The organism is Acinetobacter genomosp. 33YU (assembly GCF_001990725.1).
GTDB lineage: Bacteria > Pseudomonadota > Gammaproteobacteria > Pseudomonadales > Moraxellaceae > Acinetobacter > Acinetobacter seifertii.
Genome location: NZ_LFZQ01000010.1, coordinates 26,265 through 52,795 on the forward strand (window position 1 = coordinate 26,265; position 26,531 = coordinate 52,795).

The 26,531-nt window shown below is 38.7% G+C and carries 23 protein-coding genes; 11 read left to right on the top strand and 12 right to left on the bottom strand.

The window, feature by feature from the left end:
• The first annotated feature begins 87 nt into the window (after positions 1-87).
• The 3 genes from AC056_RS12785 to AC056_RS12795 all read left to right on the top strand — a co-directional run bounded on the left by AC056_RS12785 (position 88) and on the right by AC056_RS12795 (position 4,140).
• Positions 88-1,308: an acyl-CoA dehydrogenase gene (locus AC056_RS12785; RefSeq protein WP_077163820.1), complete on the top strand. Its 1,221-nt coding sequence runs from the start codon at positions 88-90 to the stop codon at positions 1,306-1,308.
• Between the two features lie 227 nt (positions 1,309-1,535).
• A complete protein-coding gene (locus tag AC056_RS12790) occupies positions 1,536-2,858 on the top strand; it encodes an MFS transporter (protein WP_077163821.1) in 1,323 nt (440 codons plus the stop codon).
• A 52-nt stretch (positions 2,859-2,910) separates the two neighbouring features.
• On the top strand, positions 2,911-4,140 hold the full coding sequence (locus tag AC056_RS12795; RefSeq protein ID WP_077163822.1) for a CaiB/BaiF CoA transferase family protein: 1,230 nt from the start codon (positions 2,911-2,913) through the stop codon (positions 4,138-4,140).
• Positions 4,141-4,226: 86 nt separating this feature from the next.
• Here the strand turns inward: AC056_RS12795 and AC056_RS12800 are convergent, their stop codons facing one another.
• Positions 4,227-4,886 carry a VOC family protein gene (locus AC056_RS12800; RefSeq protein ID WP_077163823.1) on the bottom strand — a complete coding sequence of 220 codons (660 nt, stop codon included), beginning with the start codon at positions 4,884-4,886 and terminating at the stop codon, positions 4,227-4,229.
• A 14-nt stretch (positions 4,887-4,900) separates the two neighbouring features.
• Positions 4,901-5,449: a TetR/AcrR family transcriptional regulator gene (locus tag AC056_RS12805; RefSeq protein ID WP_014208449.1), complete on the bottom strand. Its 549-nt coding sequence runs from the start codon at positions 5,447-5,449 to the stop codon at positions 4,901-4,903.
• 96 nt (positions 5,450-5,545) lie between these two features.
• Between AC056_RS12805 and AC056_RS12810 the strand changes: the two genes are divergently transcribed.
• Positions 5,546-6,079 (top strand): HPP family protein, encoded by a 534-nt coding sequence (locus tag AC056_RS12810; RefSeq protein ID WP_139344657.1) that lies wholly within the window; start codon positions 5,546-5,548, stop codon positions 6,077-6,079.
• Positions 6,080-6,156: 77 nt separating this feature from the next.
• Here the strand turns inward: AC056_RS12810 and tcuB are convergent, their stop codons facing one another.
• The 7 genes from tcuB to AC056_RS12850 all read right to left on the bottom strand — a co-directional run bounded on the left by tcuB (position 6,157) and on the right by AC056_RS12850 (position 13,981).
• Entirely contained in the window at positions 6,157-7,290 is a 1,134-nt protein-coding gene (tcuB, locus tag AC056_RS12815) for a tricarballylate utilization 4Fe-4S protein TcuB (RefSeq protein WP_077163824.1), read from the bottom strand.
• The gene (tcuA, locus tag AC056_RS12820) at positions 7,280-8,686 is read right to left on the bottom strand and encodes an FAD-dependent tricarballylate dehydrogenase TcuA (RefSeq protein ID WP_077163825.1); all 1,407 of its coding nucleotides are present in this window, start codon (positions 8,684-8,686) and stop codon (positions 7,280-7,282) included. The genes tcuB and tcuA overlap by 11 nt, the downstream gene beginning before the upstream one ends.
• Positions 8,687-8,789: 103 nt before the next feature.
• The gene (locus tag AC056_RS12825) at positions 8,790-9,719 is read right to left on the bottom strand and encodes a LysR family transcriptional regulator (RefSeq protein ID WP_077163826.1); all 930 of its coding nucleotides are present in this window, start codon (positions 9,717-9,719) and stop codon (positions 8,790-8,792) included.
• Positions 9,720-9,850: 131 nt separating this feature from the next.
• Positions 9,851-10,645 carry a substrate-binding domain-containing protein gene (locus AC056_RS12830; protein ID WP_213033493.1) on the bottom strand — a complete coding sequence of 265 codons (795 nt, stop codon included), beginning with the start codon at positions 10,643-10,645 and terminating at the stop codon, positions 9,851-9,853.
• 91 nt (positions 10,646-10,736) lie between these two features.
• On the bottom strand, positions 10,737-12,047 hold the full coding sequence (locus tag AC056_RS12835) for an MFS transporter (protein WP_004703623.1): 1,311 nt from the start codon (positions 12,045-12,047) through the stop codon (positions 10,737-10,739).
• A 278-nt stretch (positions 12,048-12,325) separates the two neighbouring features.
• Positions 12,326-13,255, bottom strand: coding sequence for a LysR family transcriptional regulator (locus AC056_RS12845; RefSeq protein WP_004703620.1), 930 nt, complete (start codon positions 13,253-13,255; stop codon positions 12,326-12,328).
• Positions 13,256-13,372: 117 nt separating this feature from the next.
• The gene (locus tag AC056_RS12850) at positions 13,373-13,981 is read right to left on the bottom strand and encodes a LysE family translocator (RefSeq protein WP_077163828.1); all 609 of its coding nucleotides are present in this window, start codon (positions 13,979-13,981) and stop codon (positions 13,373-13,375) included.
• A gap of 256 nt (positions 13,982-14,237) precedes the next feature.
• On the opposite strand from AC056_RS12850, the gene AC056_RS12855 reads away from it, so the two are divergent.
• The 4 genes from AC056_RS12855 to AC056_RS12870 all read left to right on the top strand — a co-directional run bounded on the left by AC056_RS12855 (position 14,238) and on the right by AC056_RS12870 (position 18,207).
• Positions 14,238-15,110: a LysR family transcriptional regulator gene (locus tag AC056_RS12855; RefSeq protein WP_077163829.1), complete on the top strand. Its 873-nt coding sequence runs from the start codon at positions 14,238-14,240 to the stop codon at positions 15,108-15,110.
• Positions 15,111-15,478: 368 nt separating this feature from the next.
• Entirely contained in the window at positions 15,479-16,465 is a 987-nt protein-coding gene (locus AC056_RS12860) for a DUF1852 domain-containing protein (protein ID WP_000031350.1), read from the top strand.
• A 21-nt stretch (positions 16,466-16,486) separates the two neighbouring features.
• On the top strand, positions 16,487-17,530 hold the full coding sequence (locus AC056_RS12865) for a methionine synthase (RefSeq protein WP_077163830.1): 1,044 nt from the start codon (positions 16,487-16,489) through the stop codon (positions 17,528-17,530).
• A gap of 185 nt (positions 17,531-17,715) precedes the next feature.
• Positions 17,716-18,207, top strand: coding sequence for a flavin reductase (locus tag AC056_RS12870; RefSeq protein ID WP_000249487.1), 492 nt, complete (start codon positions 17,716-17,718; stop codon positions 18,205-18,207).
• A gap of 53 nt (positions 18,208-18,260) precedes the next feature.
• Here the strand turns inward: AC056_RS12870 and AC056_RS20080 are convergent, their stop codons facing one another.
• On the bottom strand, positions 18,261-18,677 hold the full coding sequence (locus AC056_RS20080; protein ID WP_139344658.1) for an NF045616 family extracytoplasmic (lipo)protein: 417 nt from the start codon (positions 18,675-18,677) through the stop codon (positions 18,261-18,263).
• 690 nt (positions 18,678-19,367) lie between these two features.
• Between AC056_RS20080 and AC056_RS12885 the strand changes: the two genes are divergently transcribed.
• Positions 19,368-19,946 (top strand): TetR/AcrR family transcriptional regulator, encoded by a 579-nt coding sequence (locus AC056_RS12885; protein WP_077163895.1) that lies wholly within the window; start codon positions 19,368-19,370, stop codon positions 19,944-19,946.
• A 137-nt stretch (positions 19,947-20,083) separates the two neighbouring features.
• Here the strand turns inward: AC056_RS12885 and AC056_RS12890 are convergent, their stop codons facing one another.
• Positions 20,084-20,422: a hypothetical protein gene (locus AC056_RS12890; protein ID WP_077163831.1), complete on the bottom strand. Its 339-nt coding sequence runs from the start codon at positions 20,420-20,422 to the stop codon at positions 20,084-20,086.
• Between the two features lie 2 nt (positions 20,423-20,424).
• Positions 20,425-20,751 (bottom strand): hypothetical protein, encoded by a 327-nt coding sequence (locus AC056_RS12895; RefSeq protein WP_031982499.1) that lies wholly within the window; start codon positions 20,749-20,751, stop codon positions 20,425-20,427.
• Positions 20,752-21,269: 518 nt separating this feature from the next.
• Here AC056_RS12895 and AC056_RS12900 point away from each other — a divergent pair.
• Both AC056_RS12900 and AC056_RS12905 read left to right on the top strand, forming a co-directional pair.
• A complete protein-coding gene (locus tag AC056_RS12900) occupies positions 21,270-21,542 on the top strand; it encodes a hypothetical protein (protein WP_213033497.1) in 273 nt (90 codons plus the stop codon).
• Positions 21,543-21,564: 22 nt separating this feature from the next.
• Positions 21,565-26,523: an RHS repeat protein gene (locus AC056_RS12905; protein ID WP_077163833.1), complete on the top strand. Its 4,959-nt coding sequence runs from the start codon at positions 21,565-21,567 to the stop codon at positions 26,521-26,523.
• Positions 26,524-26,531: the final 8 nt, after the last annotated feature.

Sequence of the window (26,531 nt, forward strand, 5' to 3'; positions counted from 1 at the left end):
CTGCATGAACATTTATCGTTTGATTACTGCATTTTTCACGCATAACATCGAGTTAAATAAAGAAGATCAAATCAAGCAGAGGATGCGATGAATCACATGGTGACAACAAAAAAAGCAAAAGTTCAATTTAACTGGCAAGACCCATTTTTAATTGAGCAACAGCTTAGTCCAGATGAGCGCATGATTCGTGATGCGGCTTATGCCTATTGCCAAGAACGCTTGCAACCACGTGTACTTGAACAATTTCGTCATGAAACAACAGATCCATCTATTTTTCGTGAAATGGGAGAGCTTGGCTTACTGGGTCCAACTATTCCTGAGCAATATGGTGGCGCGGGTTTGAACTATGTGAGTTATGGCTTGGTTGCGCGTGAAATTGAATATGTCGACTCGGGCTACCGCTCCATGGCGAGTGTGCAAAGCTCATTGGTGATGGTGCCGATTCATGAATTTGGTACTGAAGAACAAAAGCAGAAGTATTTACCTAAACTAGCTACGGGTGAATACATTGGTTGTTTTGGTTTGACTGAACCTGATCATGGCTCAGACCCGGGCAGTATGATTACTCGTGCTAAAAAAGTTGACGGTGGTTACCGTTTAAGTGGCGCAAAAATGTGGATTACCAACAGCCCAATTGCTGATGTATTTGTAGTCTGGGCAAAAGAAGTTTCTGCTGAAGGTAATGTGGGTGATATTCGCGGCTTTATTTTGGAAAAGGGCTGGGAAGGTTTATCTGCGCCTGCCATTCATGGCAAGGTCGGTTTACGTGCATCCATTACGGGTGAAATTGTGATGGATAACGTTTTTGTACCTGAAGAAAATGCATTCCCTGAAATTCGAGGCTTAAAAGGCCCATTTACCTGTCTAAACAGTGCTCGTTATGGCATTGCATGGGGCGCAATGGGTGCTGCCGAGTTCTGCTGGCATACTGCACATCAATACACCATGGACCGTAAACAATTTGGTCGTCCGTTGGCGGCAAATCAATTGATTCAAAAGAAACTCGCAGATATGCAAACTGAAATTGCTTTGGGTTTACAGGCAGCTTTACGTTTTGGTCGTATGAAAGATGAAGGTATTGCCTCAGTTGAAGGCACATCTCTCATTAAGCGTAATAACTGTGGGAAAGCGCTTGATATTGCTCGTATGGCACGAGACATGATGGGTGGAAACGGCATTAGTGACGAGTTTGGTGTGGCACGTCATTTGGTCAATCTTGAAGTCGTAAATACCTATGAAGGAACACATGATGTTCATGCCTTGATTTTAGGTCGTGCACAAACAGGCATTGCCGCATTTAGTAACTAACTCATTAATTTTTTAAAAGATAGAGGTGTTCTTTCGAGAGCACCTTTAGGGATTTTTACGCAAAAATTTATGGAAAATGACAAGATTCATCGTAAGGATACTCATGTAAAGATACGCGTCTGTGTACTTAAAACCAAATGTAAGATGATGAAAATATAGAAGATTAAGTCATACAGAAAACATAAGTAAGCTATCGATGACTCATTTGGGAAAATGAGGAACTAAAGATGAACAATGACGTTCAAGTAATATCGAAAGAATTAAGAAATACATTTCCAAGTAACCTTGGAACATATGAAAAGATTGGCCCTCATACATGGAAATGGGCGTTGTTATTTGCCTATTTTGCGATGGTGGTCGATGGCATTGATATTATGCTGCTGTCTTATAGCTTGACCAGCTTAAAGGCAGAGTTTGGTTTAAGTACCTTTCAGGCAGGCGCATTAGGTAGTGCTTCTTTGGCAGGTATGGGTATTGGCGGTATTTTGGGTGGCTGGGCATGTGACAAGTTTGGTCGCGTAAGAACTATTGCCAACTCTGTAACCTTCTTTTCGGTAGCGACCTGTTTATTAGGCTTTACGCAAAGCTTCGAGCAATTTATGGCTTTACGTTTTATTGGTGCTTTGGGTATTGGAGCACTCTATATGGCCTGTAATACTCTTATGGCTGAATATGTGCCAACCACTTACCGTACAACGGTCTTGGGCACGTTACAGACGGGTCAGACTGTAGGTTATATTGCTGCGACGCTATTAGCAGGGGCAATTATTCCAGATCATGGCTGGCGTGTTTTATTCTTCCTGACCGTAGTGCCTGCTTTTGTTAATATTTTCCTACAACGATTTGTGCCAGAACCAAAATCTTGGCAGCTCACTAAAATTGAAAGCTTGCAAGGCAACAGACAACCTAAAGAAATGGTTGTGGCTGAAAAGCCTAAAAGTGGCAGTATTTATAAGCAAATATTTAATAACTTTAAGCACCGTAAAATGTTTTTGTTGTGGATGACGACAGCATTTTTCTTACAGTTTGGTTATTACGGCATTAACAACTGGATGCCAAGTTATTTAGAAACAGAAGTACATATGAACTTTAAAAATTTAACCAGTTATATGGTGGGTTCATATACAGCAATGATTCTAGGCAAAATTTTAGCGGGTTATCTTGCTGACAAATTTAACCGCCGTGCTGTTTTTGTGTTTGGAACAATAGCCAGCGCCGTGTTCTTGCCAATCATTATTTTCTTTAACACCCCTGACAATATTTTATATTTATTAATTACTTTTGGCTTCTTATATGGCATTCCATATGGTGTGAACGCGACTTATATGGCTGAAAGTTTTTCAACCGATGTACGCGGAACAGCCATTGGCGGTGCCTATAACATTGGTCGTGTTGGGGCTGCGATTGCACCAGCCACGATTGGTTTCTTGGCATCGGGCGGTACGTTTACCATGGCCTTTATTGTGATGGGCGCTGCGTATTTTGTTGCGGGTGTATTGCCGGGATTATTTATTAAAGATCGTCAATACGATCCACAAAAACAATCATAAACAATGACAAGAAGGTGCTTTGAGCACCTTCTAAAAAGATAAGGGTATCGTTATGGGTGCATTACAAGGAATTCGAGTTTTAGATTTAAGCCGTGTGCTTGCAGGGCCGTGGTGCGGACAGATCTTGGCAGATCTTGGCGCGGAAGTGATTAAAATTGAACGTCCTCGAGTAGGTGATGACACCCGTATGTGGGGGCCACCATGGATGCCCGATCAAGATGGAAACATGACTCGTGAATCTGGTTATTTCCAGTGTACCAACCGCAATAAATATTCAGTTGCGGTGGACATTACCACGCCAGAAGGTCAGGCCTTAATTTATGAAATTGCCATGACTGCCGACGTGGTCATTGAAAATTATAAAACAGGGTCTTTGGCTAAATATGGTTTGGACTATGCTTCCTTAAGTGAGCTGAACCCGAACATTGTTTATTGCTCGATTACCGGTTTTGGGCAAGATGGCCCACGTGCAGAAGAACCCGGCTATGATTTTATTATTCAGGGTATGTCAGGTCTGATGAGCATTACTGGCGAGCCTGATGATGTGGCAGGTGGTGGTGCGCAAAAGGTTGGCGTGGCTGTTGTAGATATTCAAACTGGATTGTATTCCACCATCGCGATTCAGGCGGCTTTGATTGCACGCTCGCACACAGGCCGCGGTCAGTATATTGATATGTCGCTCCTTGATGTACAGGTCGCGGCACTGGCAAATCAGGGAATGAACTATTTAGCTTCTGGTAAGGCCCCACAGCGCATGGGTAATCAACACCCGAGTATTGTGCCGTATCAAACTTTTAAGGCCAAAGATAAAGAATTTATTATTGCTTGTGGTAACGATAAACAGTTTAAAGATTTATGTATTGCAATTGGTTATCCAGAGTTACTCGAAAATGAAAAGTTTGTCCGTAACCAAGACCGCGTCAAATATCGAGATGAACTGATTCCTTTATTGTCCGAGCACTTTTTGCAAAAAACTGCCAAAGAATGGGTCGACATGATTCATGCGCTTAAAGTTCCAGTAGGTGTAATCAACTCTATTGAAGATGCCTTGGCTGAACCACAAATTGTGTATCGTAATTTGGTGGTGAATATTCCTCATCGTTTAAATGAAAACTTCCAAACCATTGGCTCACCAATCAAGTTATCTGATACTCCAGTTGAATATCATCATGCACCGCCAGAGTTAGGTGAACATACCGCTCAAATTTTATCGAGATTTAAAACAGCAGAAGAACTGGCTGCGCTAAAAGAGAAAGGCATTATTGATGGAAAAATTGCTTAAGCTATTGCCGTTTTTAATGTGATTCAATTTAAATAAAACTGTGATTTGCCATAAATCACAGTTTTTTATCAAAAAAAGTAAGCGCTTTAATATTTAAAAATAAGTGGCAGCTCTGGTCTAAAATCATGAATCATTCCTTGAGGTTCATGATCAAAACTAATTTCCATTAAATGCTCCGATCCATCAGTCACTTCAAAATTATCAACTGTATTGAACAGTAATGAAGTCGGGTGCTGTTCAAGGTTTGGAACAGAAACTTTAATCGCAGTGATTTCTGATAAATCTTTGCTATGTACAAGCGGTTGTTGTTTTTCTTTTGCAGCAAGGTCTGGTCGTGAAGCAAATGAAAGGAAGAACCACATCGGTTCAGATACAACAGAGTCTTTGGCAACATTTACTTCTAAGCTGGCTGGTAAATAGCTTGGCCTATAAACCCAATTAGGAAATTTTGCGCTGTTATCATCTTTATTTTTAGGGCGAAAACAAATACCAAAAGGGGACACAATATTATTTTGAGTATTTAGTCGCTCAAAAAGCAGAGTAGGTTTGGTGAGATCACTTGAGGCTTCTTCTGGGTTATTTAAAAAGATTAATTCGATAAAGCTATTTTTAAAGAAAAAGCGTCTGTTTTCGGTACCTTGACCCGGGTGCTTGTTGGATGAACCTTCTGTTAGACCGAATTTTTTTAAAGTTTCAGCTTCGGGAGCGCCTGATTGTACACAAATAAAAATATGGTCCACTTCCATTTTAAGCTCTCATACTAATGTTGATGAATATTAAATAATTGATTAATAGAATTTTTCATGTTTATCGCAAGTGTTTCATCGAAACCGTCGACTAAAAAGCGGCTAATTAAGCCTTCAATCACCGTATAGATCAGTTCAGATAAAGCTTCACCATTGGGTATATTGCAGTTTTCCGCAATCAACACTTTAATCCATTGTTTATGGGCTTTAGAAATAGAAATAATGTCTTGATCATCTTGGTTAGATTCAGCGACTGCTCTTACAAATAAACAGCCTTTAAAAAAATCTTGTCTAAACCAATTGGTGTGCCAATCCAGAATCTTATTGATGGCCTCTAACCCTGTTGCATCTCCAACATAACCCAAAAGGCTTTGCTTAAACCGTTCATCACGTGCAACGAGCACAGACTTAACCAGTTGGTTTTTATTTTTATAGTATGTGTACATAGTGGTTTTAGAGCAGCCAGATTCATCGCGAATCAGGTCGACACCCACCCCGACAAAACTATTTTCGTTAAATAACTTCTCGGCTGTATCTAATATTTTTAAGGCAGATTTTGACATAAAACTTTTCCAAAAAATAAAATAGTACAGATCTGTACTATTTGAAATTTTATCTATATGCTTTTTAAAAAGCAATGTCTGTTTGAGGAAAAAACCATGTTCTCGATCTTTTATGGCAAAGAAAAACTGGCTCCATCGCCCAATAAAATTGATATTTTAAGAAGCCTTGTTGGGGGGACGCTCAGTATTTTTATACTTCTGTGGTTGAGTAAGCTCACACATAATATCTTTATCATGGCGCCATTTGGTGCGACCTGTGTATTGCTATATACCGTGTCGCAGTCACCTTTGGCGCAGCCGAGAAATATTATATTTGGGCATCTTATCTCGGCTTTTGTGGGTTTGTTTTTTCTAAAATTTGTCGGTGTTTCTATTTTTACAATTGCTTTATCAGTGGGCTGTGCTATTGCACTCATGCAAGTGTTTAAGTGTGTTCATCCACCTGCTGGGGCCAATCCTTTAGTTATTTTGTTGACCGCGAGTAGCATACACTACCAGTGGAGTTTCTTAATTTTTCCTGTTTTGGTCGGTGCAGTGTCTTTAGTTTTGGTGGCGATGCTGATTAATAATATTAAAGCGAGTACCAAGTGGCCAATTTATGGCTTGGGAATTTTAAATAGTAAAAAGTAGGCAAGCTATGAAGTATTTTGAGCTTAAAAAAATGAAAGTATTCACTACGCCAAGATAGTGAATACTTTTGAATGAAATTATGACTTCTTCGAAATACGTTCTTCGATGGCAAATTTGAGTAGAGAAGCGCTACGGTAAAAACCATGTGCGAACTTTCCAAATGGCATGGTAATAAAGAACGTCATGACTGTAGCTAAATGGAAAATCAGTAAAAGTGCCATGTAAGGGGTATTGCGAAATGCCATAAGTGCTAGCCCTGAAGCACTAACGATAAGTAGAAGGAAGATAAAGCCTCGATCTACTGGTTTTTGCTCGCGGTCACCATGCAACGGATGACGTTTAAGATTTAAATAAAGCAAGCCAGATGGTCCAACAACTAAGCCGATTCCACCCAAAGTTCCTAAAATGACAGGCAAGCTTAGGTAAGGATAAGGTGCATGTAGGTCAAGAAAATAATGATATAAAGTCGCTACACCTGTAGCTGCAAAGCAGAGCATAAAGCCATAAAACGTCAGGTGATGGAACACACGGCGGATTTGTGTGTAACGGTCATCTTGCTCATTACAGCCTTTGCCATGACCGCCATCTAAATATTTAAGTGTTAATACGTTTTGGGTAGCTTGAACTAGGTCTGGTTTCTCAACTTTGCCGTGAATGACTTTAGAGGTTTGTCGCCAGAATTTGCTAATTCCAATACCGAGTAAAACAATCGCAACTGTAAAGGTCGCTCCAAACAATACTGCTAAAAAGTTATGCGGGAAAATCGCATAGAAATTACCTTGGTAACCTGCAAATAAGTCAGTGCCTTTCCACCACACTACGGCTAACATGCAAAAAAAGAAAATAAGTGTTAAAGCTGAGACAAAAGGAATACCCACCGATTTATAAAGTCGACCTAAAGGCTGAGGGGTCGCAAATTCTTGGTAAGTTTCTAAACGTACTTGTGCCATCGCTTTTGGAATATTTACACCAAACTCATGCGGCGGGGCATATTGGCAAGCATGTAAACATGCACCACAGTTATGGCACAGGTTTGCGAGGTAATGAATATCGGCTTGATTAAACTCAAGACGCTTGGTCATAGCCGCAAATACAGCACAAAATGACTCGCAGTAGCGACAAGCATTACAAATTTGTAGCGCTCTTTGAACTTCCTGCTCATGGTCAGAGAGCTGAACAACTGGAATCAGGGCTTTAGTACTAGCATTCATGTTCAACTCCTTGTGAAAGTGCATAGTGGGCTGCATTTTTTCCGGCAATGCGTCCAAACGTTGTGCCAATCGACATGCCGACCCCTGCGGTATAACCCTGACCGAGTACGTTACCTGCCATCATTTCACCAGCGACAAACAGGTTGCGGCTGGCTTTATTGTTAAAACGCACAGCAGCATCGTCTTCGACTTTTAAGCCTAAATAGGTAAAGGTAATGCCGGGTTTAAGCGCATAGGCATAGAACGGTGGTTGATCGAGAGGAACGGCCCAATGGGTTTTGTTGGGAACAATATTTTTGGTGGTGCAGTCATCTAAAACTGTGTGGTTAAAGGTGCCTTGCACACAAGCTTGATTAAACTCTTCTACGGTGTGGCATAAGGTTTTTGCATCTAGTCCGATTTTTTCGGCCAGTTCTTGAATGCTATTTGCTTTCACACCCGCAAACACAGGTGGCATAAAGCGACCAATGGCTTTTGAGTCGATAATCGAATAGGCAATTTGCTGCGGCTGTTTAGCTACAAGACGCCCCCAAATCGCATAACGTTTTGGCCAGAAGTCTTCGCCTTCATCGTAAAAACGTTCGGCTTTGTTATTGACCACAATACCCAAAGAAACGCAGTCAATACGAGTGCAGATGCCGCCGTCATATAATGGTGCGCGTGCATCTACAGCGACGCAATGCGATTGCGACGGGTCGCCAATAATATCGGCGCCTTGATCTATCATAAATTTGAGCAAGTTGCCCTGATTAAAGCGGGTTCCACGAATAATGAAATTATCGGCAGGCCATTCGCCGTTTTCATTTTGTCCCCATGCTTCTCTTAACCATTCCAGATTTGACTCAAAACCACCTGCGGCCAATACACAGCTTTTCGCTTTAAACACACGGCCATCCTCAGCAATTGCAGCTTCAAAATGTCCTTGGTTTAACTTTAGATCTTTAATTTTTGTGTTGTATAAAATCTCAATGCCAAGTTCTTGGGCACTACGGTAATACGCATTAATGAGGGCTTTACCGCCACCCATAAAAAAGGCATTGGTACGTGCAACATGCAAAGCACCCGATAGTGGCGGCTGAAAATTCACACCATGTTTACGCATCCAGTCACGACATGTTGCCGTGCTACGAATGACCAGACGAGCTAAGTGTTCATTGGTTTTTCCAGCAGTGACTTTAAGTAGGTCTTGCCAATATTCTTCTTCCGGATAGGCATCGACCAATACATCTTGAGGAGCATCATGCATGCAACGAAGGTTACGAGTGTGTTGTGAGTTACCACCACGCCATTCTTTAGGCGCTGCTTCTATGACAAGCACAGAAGCTCCGCTTTCTTTTGCTGTGAGTGCGGCACACAGTGCGGCATTCCCACCACCAATTACAATCACATCATGCATGGATTTCTCCCTTTCTCAGCTATGGCTAATTTAGCTTTAAAAGGGAAGATGCAGTGAGAGGCTAAACTTGAATGGGTGTTTAGTAAAAATAAACACTAAACGCTTAAGTGTTTATGAGTTTCGCACCGGGCCAACGCTTTTCATTAATTAGGTTGGTCACACAAGCACGAATCACTACTTTAGTGGCTAAGGTGGCAGGCGAGAGTTCTTCTTCAGACAGACTAATCAAATAGTTAATACGCTCAATAGCAGGTTCTACAACACGCAGTAAACATAGGTCTTGCCTTGAGTTTAACGATGCGCCCGCAGGTTGGATGGTTGCCATTTCGAGTTGGCTAATGCTTTCCATTAACAAATGCAGCCCATCAATTTCATAGGCCACTTTAAGCTGATGAATTTTCTGTTCGAGCAACAAGCGCAGACCATGTCGTTGACTTGGTAAAATTAGCGGAAGTTCTTTAAGCTGTGAATGAGTAATGGTTTGAGTGTCTATGCAGCTTTCAAGGTGGTACTGACTCAGCACTTCTTTAGGCGAGATTAAAAACATCTGTTCTTTGACTAAAGGTTGTATGGCCCACTGTGGGTCGACATCGTCACTAAAGATGATGGCAACATCGAGCTGCCTCGCATTAACTAATGCCTTGAGGTCACCCGATAAGCCTTCAATGAGACGGACTTTAATGTCGGGATAGCGGTTTCTCATGAGTTTTAAAAAGTGCGTGCCAATAACAGACGCAACACTCGGCGAAAAACCGACGGTGACGTGGCCACTTAAACGTGAAGAATGCGCAGAGTCTATGGCATGGTCTAGGTGTCTAAGTGCCAGTTGCACTTGTTGAAAAAAAGCTAAGCCCGCAGGGGTGGGAACCGTACCCAAAGCGGTGCGTTGTAAAAGGCGAATAGAAAGCTCGCTTTCTAATTTTGAGATTTGCTGACTTAATGCAGAAGTTCCAATATCGAGATTTTTTGCAGCTTTACCTAAGCTTCCTGACTCGATCACTGCAATAAAATACTTTAATTGTTTGAGTTCCACGGCAAATACTACATTGTCCTTTGTTCATTATTCTACACTGGTTTATTGCTCTACATTTTGTTCTATTGTGCTGTGTAAACCGCTCAAAGAGTAAAGGCAACATCCTCTCAAAATGCTGCCTTTTAGAGCTTTTATTGTTTAACCTGCTCAAGACCCTGTTCTTCAATAATTTGTGTCGCTTGAGGCGATTTCACGAATTGAATAAGTTCTTTTGCGACTTTTGCATGTTCAGAGTTTTTACCAATGCCTGCCGCAAATACCGTCACTTTTTGATACGGTGCAGGGATTGGGCCGACTAATTCAACTTGACCATATTGGCCGGTAAAAGGTTTGATTTCACTAATTTGCTGGAAACCAATATCAAACTGACCTTCAGCAATACGTTTTGCCACGCGGTCACCGACTACTTTTTCTGCTTTACCAGCAATCACTTTGTACTCGACAGGTGGAAAGCTTGGGAAAACATCTTTTTCAAGATGCGTACCGCTCGCACTTGCCGAATAGCCGATGTGTTTAGCATTTAATAAAACTTTTTCAAACTTTGCCGCAGAGCTAATGTCTGGCTTTGGTACACCTTTAGGTACAGCCATACCAATGCTTGAATTGACTAAAGCACTTTGTGAATTTGGGTCGACATAACCTTTTTCTGCAAGCTTACTGAGTTCAGGAGCAGCCAAGACCACCATGTCAAAACGTTCACCACGATCGAGACGGTTTGGAATTGCAGTTGGCGATGCACCCATTGATGAACCAGACGAGAGATGCACGGTATGACCAGTTTGCTTTTCAAATATTGGAATGAGTTTTTCCATAGATGAATAGAAACCGCCAGAGCTAATCACTTCGAGGGTATCTGCGTTAGCAAGCGTTGAACCTAAGCCTGCACTAGCTAGGCAGATGGTCATGAAGATAGGGGACTTTTTCATAGTATCTCACTTTTAATGACAGGAGAGCACAGTACGGCTGCAACATGCGCCGTACTGTTCATTAAAATTTCAGGTTAAGTAGTTAGTTGTTTTAAGCGCTAACCTTTGCAGGTTCAGCAATCGCGTCAGATTTGTTCTGCTTAGAACCGCGACATAAATACAAGCTTGAGATGAGACTACATACCGCAGCAAGCATGAGCCAGAACGCTGGTGTGCTTGCATTGCCTGTGTTTTCCACAAGGTAAGTACATGCCATTGGCGTCATACCACCAAATATAGCGGCTGCAAGACTGAACGCTAAAGAGAAGCCAACGGTACGAACACGTTTTGGCATTACTTCGGCAAGCGTTGCCACCATAGTCCCGTTGTACATACCAAAGAAGAACGAGAAGTAAGCAAGCGTGATCAGTAAGTTTGAAAAACTAATATCGCTCACCAACCAGCTTAAAACTGGATAACTGGTAAAGATCGCAAGTGTGGTAATACCCACTAACACTGGACGGCGACCAATTTTGTCTGAAAGTAGGCCACCCATTGGTAACCAGAAGAAATTCGATAAACCCACAAACACGGTTGCTAACAGGCTGTCTGTGACCGACATTTCTAAAGTACGTTTTGCATATACTGTGGTGTAAACCGTAATAAAGTAGAACGTGGTGGTGGTCATGGCACTCATCATCATACCTGCAAGTACAATGCGCCAGTTACTCGCCAGTGTGCTAAAAATTTCTTTGGTTGAAGGGTGAGTTTTTTGCGCTTTAAATGCTTCAGTTTCCTCTAAAGTACGACGGAATAAGAAGATTAAAGGAATAATCAAACAACCAATTAAGAAAGGAATACGCCAGCCCCATTCACTCACTTGTGCATGAGTTAAAACGGTGTTGAGCCAATAACCAAATAACGCTGCAAACACGACCGCAATTTGTTGGCTACCAGACTGCCAGCTAGTAATAAAACCACGGTTTTTATCGGTTGCAATTTCTGCAAGGTAAATCGACACGCCGCCAGATTCAACACCTGCCGAGAAGCCCTGTAACAGACGGCCAATAACCACTAAAATAGGGGCCATAATACCGATGGTGTCATAACCCGGTACAAAGGTAATTAAAATCGTACCGATAGCCATCAGGCTTAAAGTCACAATCAAACCCTTACGGCGACCGATTCTGTCGACATAAGCGCCCAAGAAAATAGCGCCGAGAGGACGCATAAGAAAGCCCGCAGCAAACACGGTAAATGTCATCATTAAAGAGACATATTCATTTTCAGAGTGGAAAAATTTTGCTGCGATATAAGTGGCATAGAAACCAAAAAGAAAAAAATCGTACTGTTCTAAAAAGTTGCCACTTGTTACATTTAATATTTTTTTAAAAGTAGCCCTACGGTTATTAACGACATCCATTGGAGACCTCCTTGGCCTGACAAAATGGAAACATTCACGATCTTCAAAGTTTGGACGTAAATTGATTCAATCAATAAACCTAAATAGGAAATGGGTTAGAGATGAGATTTAAAGGTGTCCTTGGTAGAAAATGTGATGCCTTGTTTCCAGTTAAAACTACACATCTATATTTCGATAAACAGAAAACCACTTATCATTCAGATGAAAATGTAATCTTAAAAAGCAGGAAGGAGTGAGAGGCGAAAATTAATTAGGTATTTAGAAAAATTAATGACCCTTTAAACAATAATTTCAGAACATGGCCAAATTTGGTTTTGAATCAACTCTTTCACACATGCCTTAATGGCTGACTTGGCAGCAAGTGCAGCGGGTGATAATTCTTCTTCGGCAAGGCTCACTAAGTAGTTAATTCGTTCCACTTCTGGGTCAATCACCTTAAGCAATTGCAGCTTATGTTTGTACTCTTGCAAGCAAGCACTTCCGGGGCGAACACTAGCAAGGTCAAGGTGAATCAGACTGTCCATAAGTAAGTGTAAGCCATCAATTTCATAGACGACATTAAGCTGTCCAATCTTGTGTTCAAGCAGCTTTCGTAAGCTATGACGCTGACGTGGCAACACTAACGGAATATCGCCAATTTGCTGAGACTGAATAATGCCGCTTTTAATGCAATCTGCTAGACCGTATTTTTCGAGCACTTCTTTGCGCGCCATTAAATACATTTGCTCGCGTACCAAGGGCTGTATCGACCATTGCTTATCAATCTCATTAGTAAAAATAATGGCAATATCAAGCTGACGCGAGTTAATGTACTGAATGAGATTACCTGACAGGGTTTCCACAATCTCTAAGCGAATGTCTGGATAGCGTTCAGACATCAGTTTCATTAAAGGGATACCAATCAAAGCGGTAATGGTCGGTGGAAAACCAAGGCTGACATGACCTGACAAGCGTGCCGAATGCGCAGCATCTATGGCAAAATTTACCTGACGCAAAATAAGTTGCGAGTGCTTTAAAAAGGCAAGGCCAGCAGGTGTTGGGGTCACGCCAAAAGCATTACGCTGTAATAAGCGAATGCTTAGCTCTTGTTCGAGCTTACTAATTTGCTGACTAATCGCCGAAGCACCGACATCGAGTTTTTGGGCAGCTTTACCAATACTGCCCGATTCAACGACTGTCAAAAAATACTTTATTTGCTTGATTTCCATAATAAATGTATTCGCTCATCATCCTTGATTTATAGAGATATGAAGGATTGGAAAATCTATCATGTATTTTTATATTAACAGCAATGCATTAAAAAGGTTCTGAAAAATTAAGCGGCTTTACTGAAACTTAGTAAAAAGCAGAACTACACCCAATACACATAAAATAGAGCCAATCACCTTATTAATCTGTACTTGCTTGGCTAACATTTTTTGTCTCAACAGTATTGAAGAGAAAAGCACTGCCACCAGTGAAAACCATACAAAATGGGCAAAAGACATAAAAAAGCCATAAGCCAAAAGAACGCTTTCAGGTGTGGTTAAACTCACGATTTGCGTATAGGTACTAATTACAAATAGCGTGGTTTTAGGGTTCAGAGCGTTGGTAAAAAAGCCGTATTTTATGGCTTGCAAAGTACCTATAGCGTTTAAAGCAACAGCGTCTAAAACTGGTTTTTGAGTAAAAGTTTTATAGCCAATATAGATCAGGTAAAGCGCGCCAATATACTTAACAATAGTCAAAATTTGTGGCGTATAAGCCATCACAAAGGCAACCGCTATTAGCGTATAAGACACATGTACTAACACGCCAAGCGATATGCCTAGTGAAGTGAACACACCTATTTTTCTGCCATACAGATAACTATTTTTAGTCACAATCGCGAAGTCTGCGCCGGGGCTTACCACTGCCAAAATCGTGATTAAAATAACTGCAATAAACTCTGCCATTATCTTATATCCTCACAGAAAACGAGGGAGTTCATCTGTACTTTTTGGAATGTATGTAAGAGAGCGAAAACACTACTTAAAATTGCTATTCTTTTTGTAAGAGATGCTGGGGCTTCAGGTTTTCGAAGATAGATATCGATATTCAATATGTTTTTCATCATCTAAAATGGGGTTTAACCAAGATGATTTTTATTTTTGAACAGAAACCTACAAATAAAAATCGATAAAAACGACTACATATCTATGAGTTTTTGGAATGATCGAAAGAATATCGCTGAATTCACTAAAATTTTTCTACTTTGTGGCGAAGTATGGCAGCGTGACTTTAGCTGCAAAGAAATTATTTGTGACGCAAAGTGCGGTCAGTAAACAGATTTATAATTTGGAAGAAGCTTTAAATACCACTTTGTTTGACCGTAAAAATAAAACACTTGTGATGACTGAGCAGGGCGAAATTTTATTGAGTTGTTGCCATCAAGTTTTTGGTCAACTCGATGAATGTTTAATAGAACTCAGCCAACCCAAAACTTACAACAAACAACTGGTTTTGTCGTGCGAACCGACTCTTTCCATGAAATGGCTCATACCACGGCTCTCAAAATTTAAAAAGCTCGGTCATGATTTTGAGGTTGTGTTACTTACCGCAGGCGGTGTGGTCGACTTTGAAAAAGATAATATTGATATCGCGATTCGCCGAAATGACTTTGATTGGGGAGCGCATATTTATAGCGAAAAGATTGCCGATGAATATATCGCTTTAGTTCAACCAACTAAACCATCGGAAACCAACGACTTACTCATTTCGACTTCTAGACCAAATTTTTTCAAAAACATGAGTCGTATTGCTGAGTTAAAGCAGAGCTTAAAAGGCTACACCAAAGTTGAGCTTGAACATTTTTATCTATGTTTAGAAGGTTGCTTGGCGGGACTCGGAGCTACAGTCATCTCAATTTATATGATTGAAAAAGAGCTTGAGTGGAACTTACTGCAAAAAATTTCACCTGTTGTGCAAGATAATTCAGCCTATTTTTTACTTTCTCATCGTGCTTTTGAGGAAGACCTACGCAAAACCATATTTTTAGAATGGTTAAAAGCAGAGATGAGAGAGATTCAACATAAATTACTTTAGGTTGAGCAGTTTTATTTAAAGATAAATGGTTAAGTAATTGAAAATAATTATAAATTATAGAAAATGCAGGCATTAAAACGAGAGCGACGTATGTCTCGTTTGTGCTGTCTCAAAACCCCTAAGATGAAAAATATTTAACTTCCTACTTATTTATTAAACCCTAAACATGAATTTCACTCAGTTTTGAATGAGACTAAATCATTTTTATTCATGTTCTGATTGCGGTATAAATCTATCCATGCTCTGAAGCGCTCCAGTAATTCACTTTTGATAAGACCACAAGGCACAAATCTGACAAGTCTGGAAAGTTTAAAAAGAGCAAAAAGTTTTTATTTAGGTTTATCTCAGAAATTAGGGTACTGATCAAAATGAGTAAAGAATTTACATTTACGATTAAGAGTATTTGTTTCGATGAGAACTATCGTCCAGCAGACAATACACGTATTACAACCAACTTTGCTAACTTGGCAAGAGGGATGAGCCGCGAAGAGAATTTGCGCAATACATTGCAGATGATCGACAATCGTTTCAATGCCTTAGCTCATTGGGACAACCCTAAAGGCGACCGCTATGGCGTTGAACTTGAAATCATTTCAGTTGAAATGAATATTGATGCCGAAAACCGTACTAGTGGACTTCCTCTCATCGAAATATTGAAAACCAATATTGTTGATAAGAAAACCAATGAACGCATTGAAGGTATTGTAGGTAACAACTTCTCGTCTTATGTACGTGACTATGACTTTAGTGTGCTTTTGTTAGATCACAACAAAAACAAATCTACGTTTAGTACGCCAGAAAAGTTTGGTGAATTGCACGGCAACTTGTTTAAGAGCTTTATTAACTCTGAAACTTACAAAGCCAACTTTAAAAAGGCACCTGTGATTTGCTTAAGCGTTTCGACGACTAAAGAGTACCACCGTACTGAAAATGAACATCCTGTTTTGGGTGTGGAATATAAGCAAGAAGACTATTCATTAACCGATGAATATTTCCAAAAAATGGGCTTAAAAGTTCGCTACTTCATGCCGCCAAATAGCGTTGCGCCGTTAGCGTTCTATTTTACTGGTGATTTGTTGAGTGATTACACCAACCTTGAGTTGATTAGTACCATCAGTACCATGGAAACATTCCAAAAGATTTACCGTCCTGAAATTTACAACGCAAATTCAGTGGCTGGAAAATCTTATCAACCAAGCTTGAAACACGAAGATTATTCACTTACTCGAATTGTGTATGACCGTGAAGAACGTAGCCGTTTGGCTATAGAGCAGGGGAAGTTTGTTGAAGAGCAATTTATCAAACCATACCAAGCGATTCTTGAGCAGTGGTCTGCTAATTACGCTCCTAATTAATCAACATACGGGTCATTTAACATGAAAAAATTATTACCGACTTCAACTGCTGGCAGCTTACCTAAACCGTCTTGGCTTGCAGAACCTGAAAAGCTTTGGTCGCCGTGGAAACTCGAAAACGAAGGTCTGCTTGAAGGTAAAAAAGATGCGCTACGTTTAGCGTTGCACGAACAGCGTCTTGCTGGCATCGACATTGTCAGCGATGGTGAACAAACTCGCCAACACTTTGTGACTACATTTATTGAACACTTAAATGGCGTAGATTTTGAGAAGCGCGAAACTGTTCGTATTCGTGACCGTTACGATGCAAGTGTACCGTCTGTAGTAGGTGCGGTGTCTCGTCAAAAGCCTGTGTTTGTTGAAGATGCGAAGTTTTTACGTCAGCAAACTGATCAACCAATTAAGTGGGCATTACCTGGCCCAATGACCATGATTGATACACTTTACGATGGTCATTACAAGAGCCGTGAAAAACTTGCTTGGGAATTTGCTAAAATTTTGAACCAAGAAGCGCGTGAGTTAGAAGCTGCTGGTGTAGACATTATTCAGTTTGACGAACCTGCATTTAACGTCTTCTTTGACGAAGTAAATGACTGGGGCGTTGCGACTTTAGAGCGTGCAATTGAAGGTCTAAAATGTGAAACTGCGGTGCACATTTGCTATGGTTACGGCATTAAAGCCAACACTGACTGGAAAAAGACATTAGGTTCGGAATGGCGCCAGTACGAAGAAGCTTTCCCGAAACTGCAAAAATCTAACATCGATATTATCTCGTTAGAATGTCACAACTCACATGTGCCTATCGATTTACTCGAACTCATTCGCGGTAAAAAAGTCATGGTTGGCGCGATTGATGTTGCATCTAACCAAATTGAAACACCAGAAGAAGTGGCGAATACACTTCGTAAAGCGCTTCAGTTTGTAGATGCTGACAAGCTTTACCCTTGCACAAACTGTGGTATGGCACCTCTTTCACGTGAAGTGGCACGTGGCAAGTTAAATGCGTTAACGGCAGGTGCAGAAATCGTTCGCCGAGAACTCACTGGTTTTGAACTTACTGCTTAATACTTACCAATAAGTGGTATAAAGGGTTACTTTTTTGATGGCAGTTGATAATCAAACAAGTAACCCTCATTTTACTTACTACATGTCGCTCTAATCAGAACGCATGTCGATAGTACCTTCCTGATGGAGTTGGGCGGTATAGCAAACACACAGGACAAGGTACGGTTCAATTTAGGAATAATGTCATGGTTCAAGCAACAGACTTTAGAAATGCAATGTCTTTACTCACAAGTGCGGTTAGTGTTGTGACTACGGCAGGCATGTCTGGCCGTTTTGGATTTACTGCCTCTGCTGTTTGTAGTGTGACTGACACACCGCCGACATTATTGGTGTGTATGAACCAATCTGCGAGCTCACATGCACATTTCCTAGATAACAAAATCTTAACTGTGAATGTTTTAGGCGCACACCACGAACATATTTCAAAAGCATTTTCATCTAAACTCACACCAGAAGAGCGCTTTAAACATGGCGCATGGATTGAGTTAGAAACGGGTTCACCTGTGTTAGATGATGCTTTGGTCAGTTTCGATTGTGAGATTGAACAAATTCAACAAGTCGGTACACATACGATTTTTATATGTCCGATTGTGGCGATTAAACAAAGCCAGCATGATCAAAGTTTGGTTTACTTTAACCGCGCTTATCACCAAGTGGGGCAGACCGAGATTGTCTAATCCTACTCGTTTTGTTGTTTCTGAAATAGCGAAATGAGGGCCTAGGAACAAACCTATTTACAAGTTGTTTCACCGGGTTCAGGCTCTCGGATTTCTAGCTTATTGTTCTGTTCTACTACACAAATACGTGTATCGAAAGTTTTGTATATGTCTAAAGTAATGTCATAAGCCACATTCTTTTCAAATGTCTTTAGAGGAATTTTTACACAATCTTTCTCTTCTATTGGCAAAGGAACATTTGAATATTCTTTCTCATAGGTGCTTTTGTAGCCGTTTGTATAGTCAGCTTTCGCCACAAAAATCAAAAATTTATTATCAAAAGAATAATGCGTTTTTTTAGGGTTGTTGGTAAATGCACATACATAATCTTGATGTAGCGTAACTTCTAATGGAAGAGGGCCTTGGCTACAACCATTCAATAAATACCCAGTTGTTAATATTAAAATGGACTTTGAAGATAGTCTTCTCATTTATGTTCTCGTAAAGTTCTAAAAAATATTCAAAATCAAAAAGTAAAATTCATGCGGTTTAGCTTACCGTATCTGGCTCTTTTTAAAAAATGAATAAATACAATTAAATATAATATATAAAATAATAATTAAGTTAATCTAATGAAAAACAATAAGAAATTTAAATACTTGTCATAAAAGCTACATTGACACTTCTAAACTCTCAGATTATGCTTTGCGTGCTGGCCACATTGCCAGCCGGTTTTAGCAGACCGTGCTCAAGAACATTGAAAAAATTCATTTTTTTGATGTAGACTCACTCGTCCCCCTTTTTGTAGCGGTAGGACGGAAGGGGGACACCTTCGGGTGTGCTGGGTCTTGAGCCAGTCTGCTAACCCCCTTTCGTTCTGCCACCATAAGTCCAAAAAAATGCTCTGGCAGAACTCCAATAATCAGGAGTTGGCTATGCACATCCATTATTTTTTGGCACTCCGCGCCAAAAGTTATAACAACACAGCTTAAAAAATTACAGCAGCTTGAACGCCATAGGGTTTTCAGGCTTTAAGTCATTTTTACTTAAAACTTAGCAACAACAAAACTTGAGATGTGCCAAGCACCGTCTTGCGGCTTTGCTGTGCCTTTTTTTCTCCCAAAAAGGGCACAGGCTTTTTATCTCATTTAGACACAACAAGAATTTAAAACGGTAAAACTATGCGAAATTACTTAGAAACCTCTTCCAAAAAATTACTGGCTGTTCAAACCACCATACAACTCATTACGATGCATGGGTTCCACAATGCAGGCATCGACCTGATTGCTAAAGAAACCAAAATCGCCAAAGGTACGCTTTATAACTATTTCCACTCGAAAGAACGCTTAATTGAAATGTGCATCGCCTTTCAAAAGAGTCTGCTGAAAGAAGCAGTGCTCTCCATCATTTACTCAAGCCGTTACTACACTTCAAAAGACAAACTCAAAGCAATTATTGTCTTACATACCAATTTGAGCAGCCTGTATAACCTTTTACTTAAAGCTATTTTTGAAATAAAACTGCTTTATCCGAAGGCTTACTGTATGGCGGTTGAATACCGAAAGTGGCTGCGCCATGAAATTTTTGACTTGATTTTTAGCGGGGAAACTCGTGAGCCAAAATTCGATGCCAATATGGTGGTAAACCTGATCGATGGTTTGCTGTTACAGGTTTTAAGCTCTAACAGTTTGGATGAACGGGATGAGGTGTTGGAGTGGTTTTGGGGGAGGGCTTTTAAAAAGAACGCTTTTGAGTTTTAACTTCTATAAATAATCTAAATTTACTCAGTAAATTAAAAATAGGAAATATAAAAGATGAATTTTATATTCCCTATTTTTCACTATAAAATTTATAAGATAATTATAAATAATTAAAACTCAAATATCTTTTAATAATTTTAACGAATGTGAAAGAATACTAAATTGGGATGTCCTTGTGAGGTACAGCCAGCCAGATAAACATCTACAGTTTTTTTTGCTAAAAAAGCAGATAATAATGAAGCATATGCACGTTTACCATGAGGTGTCTCAACATTTTCAAATCTAAATTCATTTGTTTTAGAAACAGCACAACCTAATGTTTCACCGAAAGGATTACCTGATAAACTAACATAGCATATACTAGAGTCTGCATGGCAGCCAATATCTACGATTCTTCTACCCACTACGCTTTCAGCTGCAAATAAAGTAGTATTAAAACATAATGTTAGAAATACAAAAAATAATAGTTTTTTCATAATTATAAAGGCTCTACTTGTTGTACGGTACAAAAACTAGGATTATTAGAATAATCTCTATCAACATAAACAGTTACACTTCTTTTTTTTTGATACCATTGAGATAGTGTTACGGCAATTATAGTCTTACGGGCCTGAGGAATAAGCATCCAACCATAAGCAGTTTTATTCTTACAAACATCTGGAAGGTTTCCCGGTTCTAATTTTATTAAAAGCCCAGCTGTTACACTTGTTATTCTAGTTATAGTTCCGCTCACGTAATCTTGTTCTGCATTAGCAGTCTGAATACTAGTGAATACAATCGTTAAATATAGTAAAAATTTTTTCATTTAGTTTTCCATTACATTACTAGATGTTTAACTATGCAAAATTTACTGTCTTGTTTTTGTACTATATATTTGAATTTTAATATAAAAACGTTAACTAAAAAACAGACAGTAATAAAGCATTGATTCTAACTCTATTTAGTTGATCTTGAAATTTTGTACTCATTGGTCAATAAAAAAACTATAAAATTATTTAGAGCCTACAATCGTCTTAAATAAATTTATAAGCCAATTTTATCAACGTTAAGAACTCCTATATCTACAGTTGCTTACTCGTTTCCTTTTCGCTTGGATATGTTGATGTACTAAAAGTTATTAGCGAAAAAACTAAAATTTCTATTCCATCATTTTTAAATCCTTAAGTGTGAGTAAATAATGTGGATATTGTAATTTTATTTAATGGAATGTATTTTATGTGTAATTTTAACAAAAAGTAAAGAATTGGAATGAAAAAAATATTTCTAATTATGGTTTTTTTTACTCAAATTTTATTTGTAACTAATGCATTTTCAAGTACCTATATGGGGAAAGTTTCCTCTATTAACATTCGTGAAGTGGATGGTCTAGTCTGGGTAGACATCATAGGTAGTCGTTCTGGCGATTTACCAAGTTGTGCAAAAGACCGCAATTATATGATGATTAAAAATGAAAATAGTACAACGGGTAAAAGACAGTTGGCATTATTAATGATGGCTCAAGCATCAAATAAAACAGTGAAAATTGATGGGATGAATACTTGTACTCGTTGGGGAGATGGCGAGGATATAGGTACGGTTCAGATCCAGAAAAATTAATAAAAAATAAAAGGATATTTTTATGCAATTCGTCATATGCTTTTTTTTAGCGATAATTTGTACAATTACTTATGCTGCACCCATTAATTGGACGATCGCAACCACTTCATTTCCATCTGATCAAAGTATGGGAGATACAGGACAAGAAAAAGTTCCTAATGGTCATATTGATTTAATGAGTGGGCAAATTGTTTTTGATATTCCAGAAGTAACTCTAAAAGGTCATCGTGGTCTTGATTTTACTTTATCTCGCTCTTATGGAAAGGTAAATAATGGGTTTAGGTCTATAGCTAACTGGGAGTTGGAAGTACCACGTTTAGTCATGATGACCGGTGCTTCGACTAGGTTACAGGGGGATTATAATGGACAAGGTATTTGCCAAAGTAATGGTGATTACTCAAATGGAAACAGTAGTATAGGTTCTCCTATTTATCAAACCTCTATTATTGATGCAGGTTATAAAAATGAAACTACTACCTCTTATATCGAATTAACAAATGCTAATTATCTAAGAAATCTTGCTTATGCTTTACAATCAGCTCCGTTAAGTAGAATTGATAATGTTATATCTTCAAGTGATTACGATTATAATAGAACTCAGACACAGAATATTAATAATGGTATAGCCAGTTCTAGTGGTTATATTGCAAAGGTCGCGGCAGATTTTAGAAATTTTACTGATGGCTTAATTGCTAGAAATCAAAATAATATAAATTTACTAACTACTCATTTAGATATTGTAAGTAGGGCCCTTTCTTATCATATAGATAATAATAAAATCACCAGAGTGGACATTACTTATTTTGGTGGAACAAGAACTTATAGTAAGGGATCATATAATACATCAGAATTTGTTAGTAAAATTTTATTGCCAAATTTTAATTATGAAGTTTTACAATCAAACAGTGCTAAAATTAAGTTTTATAATGCTGCTGGAGTTGAAATTCTTCTGAAGAATGCTAATAACCAAGTGGTTGATATGATGCCTCTAGTTTATACGTCTTCATATGCAAATACTTTATTAGCATTATTGCAATTAAAGTGGAATGGACAGTTGTTTTCAGCACCAGAAACTGAGAAATGGAGTCTGAATACTAAACCATCATCTACCACAGATTTTTCTCTTTTTTCTAATGTAGATACACGACAAAGACCAATTAGCCTTTATTTACCAGGTCAAAAAAATATTATTTTTTATCCTATCCAAAATGGTGTAACTGGGTATCCTGCAAGTACGCGATATATCTCACAGGATAACTGGATTATTTCTTGTGAGAATGGCGGAAATAACTTTAGAGTTAGAGCACCTAATGGAGTGAATTATTTATTTCCTATTGAAAACAGAGAAAATCAAACAGGTTTTCCTACAATATTTTCAAGTCAATATATTGCTGGTCGTGTAAGCTTATATGCCTCAAAAATTGAGAACCAGTTTGGTGAATCATATTTAATGAATTATTCTCGAAATGAGAATACTAACCTAACCTATCAGGGATATAATAACTCTTCCAAATTATTCTTAGAAAATGTGCGACATCAGCTAAATGGTAGGGATGTTCTATCCACTCCAGAACTAACTTTAAGTTATGCAAAATATAAAGATGGGGCTGTCATTAGTGAAAATAAAGATGAATTTTCGAATATTAATGGCGACATTATTTTAACTAATATTAAAAGATATATAAATGGAAGGTATGTGGTATGGAAAGCCTATACGTATTACACAGGGGATAAAAGTAATTATTTAAATAATGACCCTATACCGGGAAGTACTAATACGGTTGCTCAAGTTCAAAATAAACAGGCAGCTAGTGTTTATTTAAGAACTGTAGGAGACGTAAGTGGTGATGCTATTGCTTACGAATATGGGGGGCCTTATCGTATTATTGGTAACCATCCAAAGTCGAATAACGGTGTTACTTCACAGGGGTATATGTGGTTTTACAGTGATTTGATGGGAGTTAAATTTTTTAAAGCGTCTTCCAATGGTTTAATTAATGTCAAATCTGTGAATTGGTCATATTCATTAATCAATGCTCCACGCCCGGGATTTGATGAAGCACAGTCTTTCAAAATTACTTACTCAAATTATACGGGTATAAATGCGAACAGTTTGCAAATTAATTATGGATATAGTCGTAATAAAGAGAGCAATGAACTGACGACTACAGTCACGACCAAAGATATGGTAACAGGTTTGAGCAAAGCCTATACCTATGTAATGAATGCATTTGATGGTGGTGTTGCAGAGAGTTTTTTACATGGTTTACTGAAAAAAGTAACTATTGGTGATCGACAAGAAAATTATTCATGGACCACACTTTCTTTAATTGGACAAAATCCTGCAACAGCGAATGATAATTATACAGGGTATAATTCTGTGTATTTAGTTCGACCTAGTAGCAAAACAATCAACCATTTTGGCGAATATAAGACAACTTATAGTAATTTTGACCAATATGGTAATGCGCAAACAGTACAACAAACTGGTTTAAATGGTGGGAGTACAATTCAATTACCAAGCACAACCACGACATATTTTAATGCAAATGTTGGAAGTGAAGCTGTAAATAGCGGAAGTTTACCTTGGATTATTGGATTACCAAAGCAAAAAACATCTGGTAATTTTACAGTACAAACGACTGAATATGACGAGTTAGGTGCTATTCAAAGCCAGACTCAGGCAGGCCGAATTACAAAATATAAATATGAAACCCTTTCATTTTCAACATGTCTTGGCAATTTAGTTGATTTTCAGTGGTCAACTTTTGTAGGGTGTTTTTCTAACTATGTATCAGGAGATCGACATACAGGCTTACCTATTGAAGTAGATGTGGGGAATGGAAAGCAAATTACTCAATTTGCTGCATATCAAAACGGTATTCCAACCCAAATCAAACTTGCAAATGGCGGGCAGGAGTCAAATGTAGTTGATGATTTTGGACATATTCTAAGACATACAGATGCTGATGGCGTTCGTTCTGAAAATCAATATGATGATGCAGGTCGTTTAATTGTCGAAACTCCAATCGCTGGCTTGAGCTATACCACGATAAGTTATGATGGTTTAAATATTCTAAAGACAGCACAAAACGGTGGAAATTATAGTAAAGCTGAAAAATATAATGGTGATGGCCTTCTGATCCATTCTACTGAAAATACAACAAATAAATCCGTTGTGATGACAAATAGTTATGATGCTTTTGGAAATATAACGTTTAGTTCTAATCCATCTTCTAATGGTACGACAACCGGTATTTCTACTGACTATGATGTATTTGATCGTCCGAAAACCGTGAATAATAATGGTGTGACAATTTCTTACTGTTATCAGTCGTGTGCTGGTCGTTCAGGTGCAATTGCTTTAGTGAGCGATGCTTATGGTGTTACTGAATCCAATTATCTGTCAGCTGGTGATTTTAGGCCGGAGTTAAAAACGAGTGTAATTCGAAAAGGTAATGATGGATCAGTTTTTGAAACATTTACAGATTACGATTTAGCATTATTACAACCTGTCACAGCAACATCTGGGGCATCTACACAACGTTATACCTATAACAGCAATGGTTCATTAGCAACTGAAAAAGATAATAGTATTAATGGACAAAAAACCTATGGCTATGATGCTACGGGTAAAATTAATACGATTACTCATCAAGATGGTTCCGTCGAGACAATTGAATATTATCCAATCAATGATTTAATTGCCTCACGTAACTGGCGTGGTGTAACAACAAGTTATGGTTATACTGCTGCAGGCCGTTTAACCTCTACAAGTAATGCCAACACGGCACAAAGTTATGGTCGTGATAGTTTGGGCCGAGTTATTTCACTGACCCAGAGTATTAATTCGCATGATGCAAATTATGCATTTACCCTTAGATTTGGTTATAACAACCTTAATCAGATTGTATCTATTAATTATCCAAATGGAAAAGCTGTCGATTTGTCCAATCAAAATGCATTTGGCGAAATTGGTTCAATACCAAATGTTATTCAGTCACTTAACTATAACGCATTGCATCAACTGATTTTTGTACAGGCAAATTCTGATGTTGCATGGGATTATTCTTATTCAAATAATGGTTTACCTACAGGCGTAAGTTCAACCAGCCTGAATAAATGTGCTGTAAGTATTAGTTATGGCTATGATGCATTAAACCGTATCAATCGAATGGTGGATAACTGCGGTGCAACGTATAACGCTTCAATTGACCGTTATGGTACAGGGTTAATGAAGCAGGTCGAACAAGATCACGCGCGTTATCAATATAGCTATAACAATGATGACATTAATACAGTCAATGTGACTGCAAAAAGTCAATTAGTTGCACCTGCTTCGTATGTCTACCAATATGTAAATGGAACTTCACGTTTGGGTAGCGTGAGTGGCTCTCCTTATCAGTTTAGTTACGATGGAATGGGAAATGTAACTAATGATGGCATTCGAGCAATTGATTATGATGCTTATTACCGTATAAGCAAAAATGGTAATGAAAGCTACATTTACAATGCAGATGGCCTAAGAGTTAGGGCTGTACGGGAAAATGGAATCACTGATTATATTTATGATTTAGCAGGGCGTTTAATTTACGAGATCAACCATAGAGCAGGCTATAGTCAAGCTTATGTTTATGTTGGAGATAAACTGGTTGCAACGCTGGAGAATTATCCAGATGCAAATGATGGCTATGATTTTATCAATAATTTTGAAGCAGCAGAGTTTGGATTACTCAGCTTATTAGATAGCTATCTAGATAGTGATGATGATGGTTTACCAGACTATTTAGAACGTTTTATTGGTTCGGACCCTAATAATCCTGATACAGATGGTGATGGTTATAAAGATGGTTATGAATATAAGCAGTTAGGAGCTAAAGGAGTATTAGACGCAGGAATTCATCCGAGTGAACCTGATCCAGATGAAGATATGGCTGCGTGGTTACCAACTGTTTTAGATCTTATTCTTGAAGATGACTAAGGAGGGTA